Source organism: Arthrobacter sp. ov407, from assembly GCF_900102895.1.
Taxonomy (GTDB): Bacteria; Actinomycetota; Actinomycetes; order Actinomycetales; family Micrococcaceae; genus Arthrobacter.
In genome coordinates this window covers 36,412-48,981 of sequence record NZ_FNGD01000004.1, presented here as the reverse complement: position 1 = coordinate 48,981, position 12,570 = coordinate 36,412, and the positions used below count along the sequence as shown (strand labels likewise).

Below are 12,570 nucleotides of genomic sequence, written 5' to 3'. Positions count from 1 at the left end.
CATAGGCCCGACGTAGCGGTGCGGGAGTCGTTGCCATGCGGGCGACGCTGAATTTGGCCTCGGTACGCGCCGGCAACAATTCGGGTACGAATTCGGGGCAACAGTAGGCGTCGAGTGCTGTACCAGCGACACTGACGGCATGGCTTTCCGCCTGAAGGACCGTGATCGGCGCCCCGCGATCTTTGCCTCGGTTGGCGCACTGGTGCTGGCTGCCTCGATATCGGGTTGCTCGTCCACCACGGGCGGGGAGCCGCCGTGCCTCCCGCCCGCCTATTCGCTGACCCCGACAGAAGCCAAACCGGGGCTAAGCGTGACAGTGGCCGCGCCGGACGCTGACTGCAACCCCCGTTACGGCAAGAATGCGCGCATCCAGGTGAGCGTCACCGACGCCACAGGGGTGGAAGTCGTCAACACTACTTCCGCCATGAACGACGCCGGTGGGTTCACCTACACGTTTGTCGTACCCGCCGGGACAGCCGTAGGGGAAGCGGCCGTAACCGCAATGCCGTACAACATTGATTGGTGCGATGACACCGGCAGGAATAACCGCGTGGCGCGAGCACGAGACGTACCTTTCGTGCGGGTGTCGTGTGCGGTGCCTGTGAAGCCCCTGACCATCACCCACTGAGCGACCGCCTCCCGCTAAAGCGCTGGCCCCAGAACTATTCGACCCGCCAGCACGAACGTGCGGAGCGGGGTGTAGGCTCGCCGTCATCAAAAGGCTGAAGGGGACAGCGCAATGAGGCATCACAAGACATCCATGATCGCGGTGCTGGCCGCGGTGGTTATGGTCGTAGGCGTTGCCGGCTTTTTCACAAATGTCCATTTTCAGAATGAAGCCAACATTAGACAGATGAAGGCAATCGCGGATCGGCTGCAGACTTCACCCGGGTGGGAACCCATCGGACCGACACAAGCACCGCTGGGTGGAGCGTTTTGCATCCCCCTTGACGGACCGTGCGCAATCTATGACAACAGGTGGGACACCCACAGGCCGTACCGCGCCGGTGACCTGGAGCGCTACATCGATCAGGTTGGACTGACTCCCGACGAGTACGAGCCGTGCCTCAGGGAACAAAGGTATAACTCAGGAGGCCTGATGTGTCGGGGAGTCGGGAGGATCGACGGCTGGGACGTACGGATCACCATTGACGACTATGGCCCGGCGTCCGACAGTTACACGATCCAGATCGTGGTTGAACGCTACGGCTACTGAGGGTCGAGGCGCTGAGGTTCCTGGGGTGCGATCCTTCCAGGTCCGAATCCGCACACTGTACCGTGGAGGCCGATGACTCTTTCTGAAGAACTTCTTATGGCGTACGACCAGCAACTCCGGACAGATGCCGAGACACCCAGTGCCATCGCCGTTGAACGGCTCGGCCCGTTACGTCTGGTGAGCTTCGCAGGCGGCAGAGGTTTCGTGACTTATCAGGACCTCGATGGGGCCAGCGCCCGGACGATCGCGCATTGGGTGGTCGAAGCGCTCGCGTTTTACCGCAGTGATCCCGCAATCGTGCGGGTTGAGTGGAAAACCCGTGGCCACGATCATGCGCCTGGCCTCCATAAGGCACTGCTCGACAACGGGTTTGAGCCCGATGAGACCGAGTCGGTCATGATCGGGCCGGCCAGCGCATTGAATGTGGATGTGCAGCTCCCGCCCGGCATCAGCCTGCGGCGGGTGACCGAAGAACGGGACATTCGCGCCATGAGCGCAATGCAGGACGAGGTTTTCGGCACTGACGTCTCCGAGGGCAATGCCGACGCAATCCTGCGTCGCGTGGCTCTCGACGATGGCATGGAATTGTGGGTTGCCGAACACGAAAGGGCGATTGTGAGTGCGGGCCGCCTCGAGCCGGTACCGGACACGGAATTCGCGGGTATCTGGGGCGGGGCAACGCGTGAAGAATGGCGCGGTCGCGGTATTTATCGGGCGCTCACCGCGGCCCGGGCACGAGCCGCGCTAACGCTCGGAAAGACACTCATCCACAGCGACTCAACAGAATATTCGCGACCGATTCTGGAACGCTATGGTCTGCACCGGGTGTCAACAACAACTCCATACCGCTGGCGGCGCTGACGACCCAAGCCGGGAATCGCCGCCAGCGTCTCTTTCCTAGCCCCCGGGATGAAAGGCTGCCGGCGCTCCGGGGAACGGTGCTCCACTGCCGTCGGAATCGCCCCCGCTGCCGAGGAGGCTTCGGGTGAGGGCCGCGCTGTCGGCCATCAGGTCATCCACAGCCTTCCCCAGATGATTGTCCGCGACCGGCACGCCGTCCAATGCGCTGGCAACGACTGCCCGGCGGACGAGCTCGCGTGCGAACGAGGCGGTGGTGCCTTCGGTGCGGGCTGCGGCATCTTCAATCGAGTTCGGGCTGAAGGGGATACCGCGGGCATACAGTTTGATCAGCGAGACCCGCTCCGCCTGGGCAGGGAGGGGGATTTCCACGGCCAGGTCCACGCGTCCTGGACGCTGTGCCAGGGCGCGTTCGAGCATGTCCACGCGGTTGGTGGTGAGGACGAACGCCACGTCGGCGTCGCTGGCCAAACCGTCCATGGCGTCCAGCACCTCGAATAGCAGCGGCTGAGGTCCGTGTCCGAAGCTGCGGTCCTCGGCGATGAGATCACAGTCCTCAAGAACGACGATGGAGGGCTGCAGGGCCCTGGCCATAGTGGCGGCTTCCGAGATCCTGGCGAGTGATCCCCCCGAAAGCAGGATTGCTGTGACACCTTCACTCCGGCTCAACAAATACCGCACCGTGTGGGTCTTGCCGGTCCCCGGACTGCCATAGAGCAGGACGCCGCGTTTGAGGTGCTGGCCGTACCTGTTCAGAGAGTCCCGGTGTTCGGCGATACCCAAGGCGTGGTCCGACACCTTCCCCAGCAGGTCATCCGGCAGGATGACATCGGACGCGGCAACGGCCGGCCGGGGGTGAAACGTCACCCCGGCAGAGCTAGGACCATACTCGCCCATCACCAAGGAAATGACCTGCCCCTTCAGCACGCTGCGGTGCTGCATCCGCCGGCGAAACTCAGAGAGGAAGCGCGCGGCCTTGTCTGTAGCGTCCGCCAAAACTTCAAGGGACGCTGACTGACGGCCATACCGGGGGTTGGCGTCCCTCTGCAACACCGCGATTGGACTGCCTTCATGGCTGAAGAGCCACAGTCCCAGTGCCACGGCCTGCCGCTGTTCGTCAGGACCGACAGCGAGGTTGGCATAGTCCGGCTGAGACAAGGGAAATTGCGGAAATAGTTGGGACCGCTGCAGCATGTCGCTCAGCGAATTATGGTGCCGTTGGTCTCCTCCGCCGATGCCCACGAGTCGGAATTCGGGGTCCTCTGCGGCGAGCTCTTCCATAAGGATGTCTGCGTCCACGAATCGGTGCGGCGGAATCTCCTCAACCACCACAGCCACTGATTCTGCCTCGACCGCCAAATGGTCGGTGAGCGTAGTCAGCAGCTGGGTTCCAGGTTGCGCCCGATGCTGCCCGGACTGAGCAAGCTCCACCAGCCGCGCGAAATTGTCGATGAACTTCCCCAAATTTTCATCCATGCGCCGACCCTACCAGCGCCGCAAACTGGTATTGACGCTTATTCGCTCCAGGAAAATGTCAGCCGGCGGTTGCGCTGACTGCGATGGTGCCGCCCTGGGGGTCTCTTATCACGGCGCTGCGGAATCCCGGGGTGTCCATGGGCGCCATCAAAATGCCACCACCCAGTGCTACGGCGTGCTGGGCGATGGCGTCCGCGTCGCGGACAGCAAAATTGACGCTCCAGTGCGGCGGGACAGCGACGCCGTCCGTGGCCGTCACGACCGCCACGACTTGGCCCGACCGGAGCCACAGCGAGAATGGGGCGTCCGGCACCGTTTGGAGCTCCCAGTCGAACAATGCGCCGTAGAACGTTCGGGCCCGCCCGACATCTGTGGTGTGCAGCGAGCTCATGGCCCAGGAATTGGGCTCATTGACCAGCTCGGCGCCGTCGTTCTCGCCAGCCTGCCGCAGGCAGAATGGAACGCCGGTGGGGTCGGTCAGCACCGCAACGCGGTCCCCTGAGCCGGCATCAAAAGGCCCCAGCGGTTTGCCTCCCGCCCGCTCGGCTCGAGCCAAGGTTTCCCCAACGTCGTCGACTCGCACGTGGGTGATCCACCCCGGAGGCGATTGCGGCGGCGCCTGTCCGATGCCGGCCACCAGCCGTCCGCCCAGGCGGGCGGCGTAATAGTCGCCGTCGAGACCGGACGGCATCGGAGTTGGGTCGTCGAAACTCCAGCCGAAGAGCGGACCGTAAAAGTCTTGGGCTGCCCGGGGATCTGGCTGCAGAGTGTCGACCCAGCACGGAGCACCGACTGAGGAGGTATCTCGCGCTGTCATTGAAGAAATCCTTTCGTCCGGGGGCAGGTTCGGCGGGAACATTGTTTCCCCTGCACGCGCATTCAAGCAAGACCATAATGGCGTTAACAGAGATCTAGATTACTCAAAGGGGTCAGTGGGGAATCACTCGCCGATGTCGGCGGAAAAATTGCATATGAATTGCGAATTGTTACTGTCGTTTCCTTTTGCGCGGCAAATGCAATTGATATTCTGATCGTGGTCAGGAAGAGGCCGCTCACTTCGTTGCGGGGAGTTCCTGACTCATGACCACCGGACTCGATGTCACTGTCTCCGACGCGGACTCGCTGACGGTCGCCCTGAAGGCACCGGCCAACGTGACGGGCCACGGCGGGGTCACCTTGTCCGGTTGGGGCGGTGCAGCATGATCGGCCCAGGGTCACAGCGGCGCCCGGGCAACAGGATCTTTTACACATTCCGGCACTGGCCGCAGGTGCCGACTGGCGACCTCCTGCAACTCCGGCAGGCCCTGGCGCAGTGGCAGGAACCGGCAGACGAAGATGCAGCGTCCGAACTCCTTCGGATCCTCAACGCGGAATTGCGCGCGCGCGGCCGGCGCCGCGAGTGGCGCCTGCACGTGGTCGGGGCGCGATCACGCCGCCGGCACGCGGGCAGACGGTCCGGCAAAAAGGACCAGAACCCTGATCCAGGCCTCCCCTAGACCAGCGCGGATGCGGCCCTGTGAAACATATCGGGGGTGGCCGCATCCGCGCTTACCGGCACCCATAGTGCAAAGAATACGTGTACTCGGCCGACGCTGATTCCAGGCACTATGACCCGTCCCGCCCCGGTGTTCGCGATGTAGCATGTTTTGGGGGCGTGGCTGGAAGGAGCCGGAGTGGATCTTGCAGGGCAGCGTTTTGTTGGCAGGGCCGCGGAGCAGCTTCAGGACCTCGTGCTCTCAAGCGAGGATCTGGAAGAGTTTTTGGGCGGACTGGCCCAGCATGCAGCCATTGCGTTATCCCACGCAGAGCGAGAAGTCATTTGCGCCGTAACTGTCGCGAGGCCTAAGAAACCCGCCGCGACCGGTGCCGGCAGCCAGAGGGCATTTGAACTTGAAGAGCAACAGGTCGAGGCCGGCGAGGGGCCCTGCATCACCGCCATGAGCGGAGCACACACTGTATCTGTCACGGACGTGACGCGCGAGAGCCGGTGGCCGGAATTCGGCCAAGCGGCTGCGGAGCGGGGATACGTTGCCGTCCTGGTGGTCCCCATCGATTTGGACGACGAATGCCGGGCCGCCCTGAGCTTCTACGCCACGCACCGTTGCGGGTCTACTGACGGCGAGATCCTCACCGCAGAAAACGTTGCCCGGCAGGTCTCTAGGCCACTGCGCCTGGCCTTGCGAATCGGCCGCCTCCAGGACGCCCGCGACGACCTCGCGTCCGCAATGAAATCGCGTACGGTCATCGACATGGCTATCGGCGTGGTCATGGCCCAGAACAGATGCCCCCCGGACGAGGCATTCACATTGCTCCGCAAAGCCTCCAACGCCCGCAACACCAAGCTGCGTGATGTCGCGGCATCGGTCGTCGCCGCAATCGCCGGCACCACGGATATCCCTTCGCGCTTCGACTTGTAGGAGGCGCCTGGGCGGCCGGCGCCGTCAGGCACGGGCAGCGAGGACCTGCTCGCGCAGAATGTCCGCGTGACCGCAATGCTGGGCGAGTTCCCTGAGCAGGTGCAGGTAGACCCACCGCAGGGGCAGGGGACCGCGCCGGTTGCCCCTGACGACGTCGTCAAGGTCGAGGGGAGCGGTCCGGCGGCGGGAATCTGCACAGGCCCGGCTGTAAGCCGCCTGGACGCCCGGGATCGTGTCGGCCTCCGCCAGGATGAACGATTCATCCGGGCTGGCCGGGATTCCGATCTCCTGCCGGGTCCTGCACGTGATGGCCTCGTCAAACCAGACCTTTTCCACGAACGTGGCGTGCTTGACCAGCCCCAGGAGGGTGGTCCGCGATGGCACAAGAGACGTCCGGGCCTCCTGCTCTGAGAGCCCGTCCAGGCAGCTGTTCAGCGCCGCCCGGTGCTCATCGAGGAAGGTATCGAACTGGGTCCGCATGTCTGCGGTGAAGGTTGTTGGATCCATGCTGGGGGATGGGCTCATGGCCCCACATCCTATGGCGCGGGGGCCCGGTCCGGAAATCCTGGCCGGACCGGGCCCCCGCGGGTGTCAATGGCTGGATGCGGACACCGGTCAGTGCCCCCGCGCGATCCATTCCTCAAGGTGCGGAGCTTCGGCACCGATCGTGGTCGGATCCCCATGCCCGGTCCGGACGACCGTGTCCGCGGGGAGCGGCAGGAGCCGGTTCCGGATGGACTCGATGATGGTCGGGAAGTCGCTGAAGGAACGTCCGGTCGCTCCCGGGCCGCCCCTGAACAGCGTGTCCCCGCTAAACACTGTGCTTTCGCTTTCGAGGAGGAAGCACACGGACCCCGGCGAGTGGCCGGGGGTGTGCAGCGCCACCAGACTCGCCCCTGCGACGTCGAACGTGTCGCCGTCGGCAATGGCGTGGTCCGGTTCGGTGCCGGGGAACACCCGCTCCCACAGCATCCAGTCGCCCCGGTTCAGGTACACGGGCGCATTCACGAGCATCCGGAGGGCGCCGACGGCGCCGATGTGGTCATCGTGGCCGTGCGTGAGCAGGATCGCCGTGACCTTCCGGCCCGCGACGGCGGCGGCGACGGCGGCGGGATCGTGCGCCGGGTCGATGATGACGCATTCGGCGTCATCCCCGAGGATCCAAACGTTGTTTTCAACGTCCCAGGTCCCGCCGTCGAGCGAAAACGTCCCGGAGGTGACCAGCCGGTCGATCCGGACGCTCACAGCTCCACCACCGAGCGCAGCACCGCGCCGGCGTGCATCTTTGCGAAGGCTTCCTCGATCTGGTCGATCGTGATCCGCTCCGTCACGAAGGCGTCCAGGTCCAGCTTGCCCTGCCGGTAGAGGCTGATCAGCGTGGGGAAGTCGCGCGAGGGCAGGCAGTCGCCGTACCAGGAGGACTTCAGCGAGCCGCCGCGGCCGAACACGTCCAGCAGTGGCAGTTCCAGCGTCATCTCGGGGCTTGGCACGCCCACAAGGACCACCGTGCCGGCGAGGTCCCGGGCGTAGAAGGCCTGCTTGTACGTTTCCGGGCGGCCGACGGCGTCGATCACCACATCGGCGCCGAAACCTCCGGTCAGTTCGCGGATGGCCTCCACGGGGTCGGCGGCGGAGGAGTCCACCGTGTGGGTGGCGCCTAGCTCCTTGGCGCGCTGGAGCTTTTTGCCGTCGATGTCGACGGCGATCACGGTGGTGGCGCCGGCAAGAGCCGCGCCGGCCACCGCCGCCACGCCCACTCCGCCGCAGCCGATCACGGCGACCGAATCGCCGCGCTGGACGTTTCCGGTGTTGATCGCCGCGCCGATGCCTGCCATGACGCCGCAGCCGAGCAGGCCGACCGCAGCGGGGTCGGCGTCGGGGTCCACCTTGGTGCACTGGCCGGCGGCAACGAGGGTCTTTTCGGCGAAGGCGCCGATGCCCAGCGCGGCCGTCAGCTCCGTGCCGTCCTCCAGCGTCATCTTCTGGGTGGCGTTGTGGGTGTTGAAGCAGTACTGGGGCTGACCCCGCCGGCAGGCACGGCACTCGCCGCAGACGGCCCGCCAGTTCAGCACCACGCGGTCACCGGGGGCAACCTCGGTGACGTCCGGCCCGACGGCGCTGACAACGCCGGTGGCCTCGTGGCCGAGCAGGAAGGGGAAGTCGTCGTTGATGGCGCCCTGCTTGTAGTGCAGGTCGGTGTGGCAGACGCCGCAAGTGAGGATGTCCACCAGGGCCTCGCCGGGGCCGGGGTCCGGCACCAGGATCGTCTCCAGGGTGACGTCGGCATTCTTGGAACGGACTACTGCGGCCTTGACTTTATGGACCATGAAACAAGCTCCTCTGCTCTGAACGCGGATTTCTCGCACAACTTACTGGCACAACGGGCGGCGGCGCGGCCCTTGGGAGGCCGCGCCGTCGTGGTTTGGTGTGTCCTTGGATACAGGAAGGGACAGGACAGGACTAGGCGGCGAGCCGGCTCTTGACTTCTGCTGCGGAGGGATTGGTGGCGGCGGTGCCGTCCGGGAACAGCACCGTGGGGACGGTGCGGTTGCCTCCGTTGAGCTGCTCGACGAGATCCGCGGTGCCTTCGACTTCCTCGATGTTGATCTCGGTGTACCCGATGCCCTGCGCGTCCAGCTGCTTCTTCAACCGGTTGCAGTAGCCGCACCACGTGGTCGAAAACATGGTGATGGTGCCCGATTCGGGGGTGAAGTCCACGAAGTTCTCCTCAAGCTTGTGGTTGGGGCCGGCGTGTAGGGCCGGGCTCCCACTAAAGTCATACGTCATTGCCAACAACCGTACCCCGGAGCCCGCTATTCCCGCAGGCGCGTGGCCCGGCATGGGGGCGGATGACATGGACTGGGTGCGGTGGCATGCTGGTGCCATGTGTGGACGCTACGTGATGGCCCGGGCCGTCGGAGACCTGCTGGCCGAATTCGATGCCGGGCTGGAGGATGAGATCGCGATTCCGCCGTCGTGGAATGTGGCCCCGACAGCGGATGTGCCGATCCTGCTCGAACGGCTGGCGGAAGGAGGGCCGGTCCGCCAGCTGCACATTGCGCGCTGGGGTCTGGTGCCCTCCTGGGCCAAGGATCCGGGAATTGGGTCCAAGATGATCAATGCCCGCAGCGAGACGGTGCTGGAGAAGCCCGCCTTCCGGAAAGCGACCCGCTCCCGTCGCTGTGCCGTCCCCGCGGACGGCTACTACGAGTGGAAGGGCGAGGGCCGCAGCAAGCAGCCCTACTACGTCCATCCCAAGGACGGGCGCCCCATTGTCTTCGCCGGACTCTATGAATGGTGGAGGGATCCGTCCAAGGCGGAGGACGACCCGGAGCGCTGGATGCTCTCGACCTCGATCATGACCACCGACTCCCCGCCGGAGGGCTACGCCGGGGGAATGCTGGCCGAGCTGACCGCGCTGCATGACAGGGTTCCGCTGCCCATGAACCGCGAGACCATGCAGACGTGGCTGGACCCGCAGGCCGATGACGCTGCCGGGCTGGTGGACCTGGTCCGGGCCGGGGCGCACGACGTCGCGGAAGGCTGGATGATCGACGCTGTCGGCACCGCGGTCGGGAACGTCAAGAATGACTCACCGGAACTCATCCAGCCGGTGGGGAGCCTGTTCTAGGGGAGCGGCGCAGGTCCGGTGTATTTGGTTAGAGCGTCACTTTGCCGCCGCCGTCGACCGCCCAGCCGGGGTTGAAGGCGACCTCCCAGCGGTAGCCGTCGGGATCGGCAAAGTAGCCGGTGTAGCCGCCCCAGGGCTGGGTCTTCGGTGCCGCGACGATGAGGGCTCCCGCGGTCTCGGCTTCGGCCATCACCCAGTCGACTTCCGCCGTGCTGGCCAGGTTGTGGCTGAGCGTGATGCACGCAATGCCGGCAGGGGGATCGGTGGCCGCTTCGGACTGCATTTGGCCCGCGTCCCAGAGCGAAAGGATGAGGCCGTGGTTGGCCTGGATGAAGAGCACCTCGCCGGGGACTTCCCGGTGCACCGGCCATCCGAGGCCATCAACGTAGAAGCGGCGTGAGGCGTCAACACTACGGACACCCAGCGAAATTAAGTCGACTCGTGGCTGCATCTTTCGATACTGTCATGCACATGCCCTCAAATCACGCAGACGACAAGGCCGCCCAGGCCGACCGGGAACAGCTTGCCGCCGTGCGGGTGGCTGTTGACGAGGTGGACGAGCAGATCGTGTCTTTGATCGGGCGCCGCGAACGGCTGATCCGGATCGCCGGAACCCTCAAGGCGGACAGCGCCGAGGTCCGTGCGCCCGGGCGCGTGGAGCGGGTCATCGAACACGTCCGCGCCACGGCGGAACATAAGGACATCGACGTCGAACTCGTCGAGAAGACCTACCGGGCGATGATCGACGCCTTCATCACACTCGAGCTGGAAGTGTACAAAGCCGGCAGCTAATCCTTGCGGTGATTGGGTCTGGATCGGGGGAGTTGTAGGCTCTCGACCAACCAGGGCTGGTTCGAATTCGAACTAGTAAAATCCCGACCGCCGGCCGAGACTGGACTCGGAGGCGAGGGCAGGGATGAAGAGCCGGTATGACGTGGCCGTGGTGGGTGCGGGCAGTGCAGGCTGTGTGTTGGCTTCGCGGCTTAGCGAGGACGCCGACCGCGAGGTGGTGCTGTTCGAAGCGGGGCCGGACTACCCGTCGGCGAGGCTTCCGGCCGACCTCGCGGACGGCATCCATGGCACCAGCACGGCCTCGCACGACTGGGGGCTTCATGGGACGGGCGTCGCCGGCGGTCCTCCGTTGGACCTTCCACAGGGGCGGGTGACCGGGGGCTCGTCGGCCGTCAATGCCACCTTCGCCCTGCGGGGGCATCCGGCCGATTACGACGGCTGGGCATTGCCGGGATGGACTTTCGCGGACGTGCTGCCGTCTTTCCTGCGCCTCGAGCATGACCTGGACTTCGGTTCGTCGCCCTATCACGGGACGGACGGCCCGGTGCCGATCCGCCGCTATCGGGGGGACGAACGGTCCGAGCTCACGCTCGCGATGGAGGACGCCATCGCGGAGGTGGGGATCCCGCGAATTCCAGACCACAACGCCCCGGGGGCCGTCGGTCTGTCGGCGCTACCAGTCAACTGTGTGCGAGGCGTCCGGGTCAGCACCGCGCGGGCCTATCTGGATCCCATCCGCTCCCGGCCCAACCTGACGATCCGCGCGACCTGTCCGATCGCCGAGGTCGTGTTACGTCGCGGGCGTGCGATAGGTGTGCGATCCTCCGACGGCGAGATCATCGCGGCCGATGAGGTGATTGTCTGCGCTGGCGCCTACCACTCGCCCGCGCTGCTCATCCGGTCTGGAATCGGCCCCGCCGCGGACGTAGCCGCATTGGGCAGACCCGTCACGATGGACCTGCCCGGTGTGGGGACGAATCTCGCCGACCACCCCTGGGTGGCAATCGACCTGCCCTGTCTCCAACCGCTGGGAGACCCTCCGCTCTTCCAGGTGCTGGCGACAGCCCGGAGCAGCCGGAGTTCCGCGGCGGATCCCCCGGATCTCCAGCTCATGGTGTGCGGACCGTACCAGCTCGGGGACGGGTACCGCTGCTTGCTCGCCGCAGCGTTGTTGAAGCCGGCGTCGCGCGGTGAGGTGCGGCTGCTCACACTCGACCCGATCGCCGCACCGGCCATCAACCTCGGGTACTTCCGTAATCCGGTGGACATCGATCGAATGGTGGAGGGCCTGCAGCTCGCGGACGCTGCCGTGGCCCACCCTCACCTGACCCGGATCACTCGCGGTTCCCGGGTCGCGCCCCAGCAGGACCTGGTCGCTGACGCAGTCGCCGTTCGCGCCTGGATCAAGGCCACGGCCACGACTTACCACCATCCCGTGGGCACCTGTGCGATGGGAACGGACCCTCGGGACGGCGCCGTGGTCGACACCTCGGGACGGGTGTACGGAGTGCCGGGCCTCTCGGTAGTCGACGCCTCGATCCTTCCTGAACCGCCGTCGGCTAACATCAACATCCCCACGATAATGGTCGCCGAGCACATCGCGACCCGGCTTCGACTAGACACTTCCGCACGGCCGGGGTCGGTTCCTGCCGCCTAGAGGGCCTCTTCGACAGGCACGTTGGCTTGGTATTCCCGGCCGTCACAATCACTGAAGGCCGTCATGAGGTGGCCCTTGGGCAGGCCCAGCACCGTGGTGAGCGGGAAATTGCCGGTGATGGTGTTGCCCGAGTGTTCGACCCCCTTGAGGTCGAAATTTTCCTCAGTGCCGTCATGGCTGAAGCAATAGAAGGACACGGCCTCGCCGTTCATGAACTCGATCCCCATTCTTCGCTGATGGGAATAGTCCGGGGTTGCCGCCACGAGGCCCACCACATAGGCGCCCTGGCCGGGGATGTTTCCGTCTATAGCAAAAGTCGCCACCAAGATTGAATCCTTGGCGGCGATGCTTACGTGCTTCAGTAGTGCGTTATGGGAGCTCATGGCTCAATCCTGCTACCTGCATCTGCGTCCGTCCACCCCCGATCTGGGTTTTGTCGCTCCTCCGTCGTAGACTGGTTCTATTCGAAGATATGTTCGAATATAAGTGGTAGTGCTAGTGCTTCTGCAAGCAGAAGCGCTAG

General features: G+C 65.0%; 15 protein-coding genes. 7 read left to right on the top strand and 8 right to left on the bottom strand.

Features of this window, described 5'->3' with window-relative positions; translation table 11 throughout:
* Positions 1 to 139 precede the first annotated feature (139 nt).
* Positions 140 to 628 carry a hypothetical protein gene (locus BLS42_RS06155; protein WP_256336292.1) on the top strand — a complete coding sequence of 163 codons (489 nt, stop codon included), beginning with the start codon at positions 140 to 142 and terminating at the stop codon, positions 626 to 628.
* A 660-nt stretch (positions 629 to 1,288) separates the two neighbouring features.
* Complete coding sequence (locus BLS42_RS06145; RefSeq protein WP_090578112.1) at positions 1,289 to 2,077, top strand: GNAT family N-acetyltransferase; 789 nt, start codon at positions 1,289 to 1,291, stop codon at positions 2,075 to 2,077.
* Positions 2,078 to 2,113: 36 nt separating this feature from the next.
* Here the strand turns inward: BLS42_RS06145 and BLS42_RS06140 are convergent, their stop codons facing one another.
* On the bottom strand, positions 2,114 to 3,550 hold the full coding sequence (locus BLS42_RS06140; RefSeq protein ID WP_090578109.1) for an AAA family ATPase: 1,437 nt from the start codon (positions 3,548 to 3,550) through the stop codon (positions 2,114 to 2,116).
* 58 nt (positions 3,551 to 3,608) lie between these two features.
* The gene (locus BLS42_RS06135) at positions 3,609 to 4,367 is read right to left on the bottom strand and encodes a VOC family protein (protein ID WP_090578106.1); all 759 of its coding nucleotides are present in this window, start codon (positions 4,365 to 4,367) and stop codon (positions 3,609 to 3,611) included.
* 263 nt (positions 4,368 to 4,630) lie between these two features.
* Here BLS42_RS06135 and BLS42_RS20520 point away from each other — a divergent pair, with 263 nt between their 5' ends.
* Entirely contained in the window at positions 4,631 to 4,753 is a 123-nt protein-coding gene (locus BLS42_RS20520) for a hypothetical protein (RefSeq protein ID WP_256336291.1), read from the top strand.
* A 470-nt stretch (positions 4,754 to 5,223) separates the two neighbouring features.
* On the top strand, positions 5,224 to 5,967 hold the full coding sequence (locus tag BLS42_RS06125) for a GAF and ANTAR domain-containing protein (RefSeq protein WP_090578100.1): 744 nt from the start codon (positions 5,224 to 5,226) through the stop codon (positions 5,965 to 5,967).
* A 24-nt stretch (positions 5,968 to 5,991) separates the two neighbouring features.
* Here BLS42_RS06125 and BLS42_RS06120 read toward each other — a convergent pair whose 3' ends face one another.
* The 4 genes from BLS42_RS06120 to BLS42_RS06105 all read right to left on the bottom strand — a co-directional run bounded on the left by BLS42_RS06120 (position 5,992) and on the right by BLS42_RS06105 (position 8,685).
* Positions 5,992 to 6,492, bottom strand: coding sequence for a DinB family protein (locus BLS42_RS06120; RefSeq protein ID WP_090578097.1), 501 nt, complete (start codon positions 6,490 to 6,492; stop codon positions 5,992 to 5,994).
* A 90-nt stretch (positions 6,493 to 6,582) separates the two neighbouring features.
* On the bottom strand, positions 6,583 to 7,212 hold the full coding sequence (locus BLS42_RS06115) for an MBL fold metallo-hydrolase (RefSeq protein ID WP_090578094.1): 630 nt from the start codon (positions 7,210 to 7,212) through the stop codon (positions 6,583 to 6,585).
* Positions 7,209 to 8,294, bottom strand: a complete 1,086-nt coding sequence (locus tag BLS42_RS06110; protein ID WP_090578092.1) for an S-(hydroxymethyl)mycothiol dehydrogenase — start codon at positions 8,292 to 8,294, stop codon at positions 7,209 to 7,211. The genes BLS42_RS06115 and BLS42_RS06110 overlap by 4 nt, the downstream gene beginning before the upstream one ends.
* A gap of 133 nt (positions 8,295 to 8,427) precedes the next feature.
* On the bottom strand, positions 8,428 to 8,685 hold the full coding sequence (locus BLS42_RS06105; RefSeq protein ID WP_011692168.1) for a mycoredoxin: 258 nt from the start codon (positions 8,683 to 8,685) through the stop codon (positions 8,428 to 8,430).
* 166 nt (positions 8,686 to 8,851) lie between these two features.
* Between BLS42_RS06105 and BLS42_RS06100 the strand changes: the two genes are divergently transcribed.
* Entirely contained in the window at positions 8,852 to 9,598 is a 747-nt protein-coding gene (locus BLS42_RS06100; protein WP_090578733.1) for an SOS response-associated peptidase, read from the top strand.
* Positions 9,599 to 9,626: 28 nt separating this feature from the next.
* Here the strand turns inward: BLS42_RS06100 and BLS42_RS06095 are convergent, their stop codons facing one another.
* Positions 9,627 to 10,049: a VOC family protein gene (locus BLS42_RS06095; protein WP_090578090.1), complete on the bottom strand. Its 423-nt coding sequence runs from the start codon at positions 10,047 to 10,049 to the stop codon at positions 9,627 to 9,629.
* Positions 10,050 to 10,063: 14 nt separating this feature from the next.
* On the opposite strand from BLS42_RS06095, the gene BLS42_RS06090 reads away from it, so the two are divergent.
* Positions 10,064 to 10,390 (top strand): chorismate mutase, encoded by a 327-nt coding sequence (locus BLS42_RS06090; protein ID WP_090578730.1) that lies wholly within the window; start codon positions 10,064 to 10,066, stop codon positions 10,388 to 10,390.
* 124 nt (positions 10,391 to 10,514) lie between these two features.
* Positions 10,515 to 12,047, top strand: coding sequence for a GMC family oxidoreductase (locus BLS42_RS06085; RefSeq protein ID WP_090578087.1), 1,533 nt, complete (start codon positions 10,515 to 10,517; stop codon positions 12,045 to 12,047).
* On the opposite strand, the gene BLS42_RS06080 is transcribed toward BLS42_RS06085, so the two are convergent.
* Positions 12,044 to 12,430, bottom strand: a complete 387-nt coding sequence (locus BLS42_RS06080; RefSeq protein WP_090578084.1) for a hypothetical protein — start codon at positions 12,428 to 12,430, stop codon at positions 12,044 to 12,046. The two genes, BLS42_RS06085 and BLS42_RS06080, sit on opposite strands and share 4 nt — an antisense overlap.
* Positions 12,431 to 12,570 lie beyond the last annotated feature (140 nt).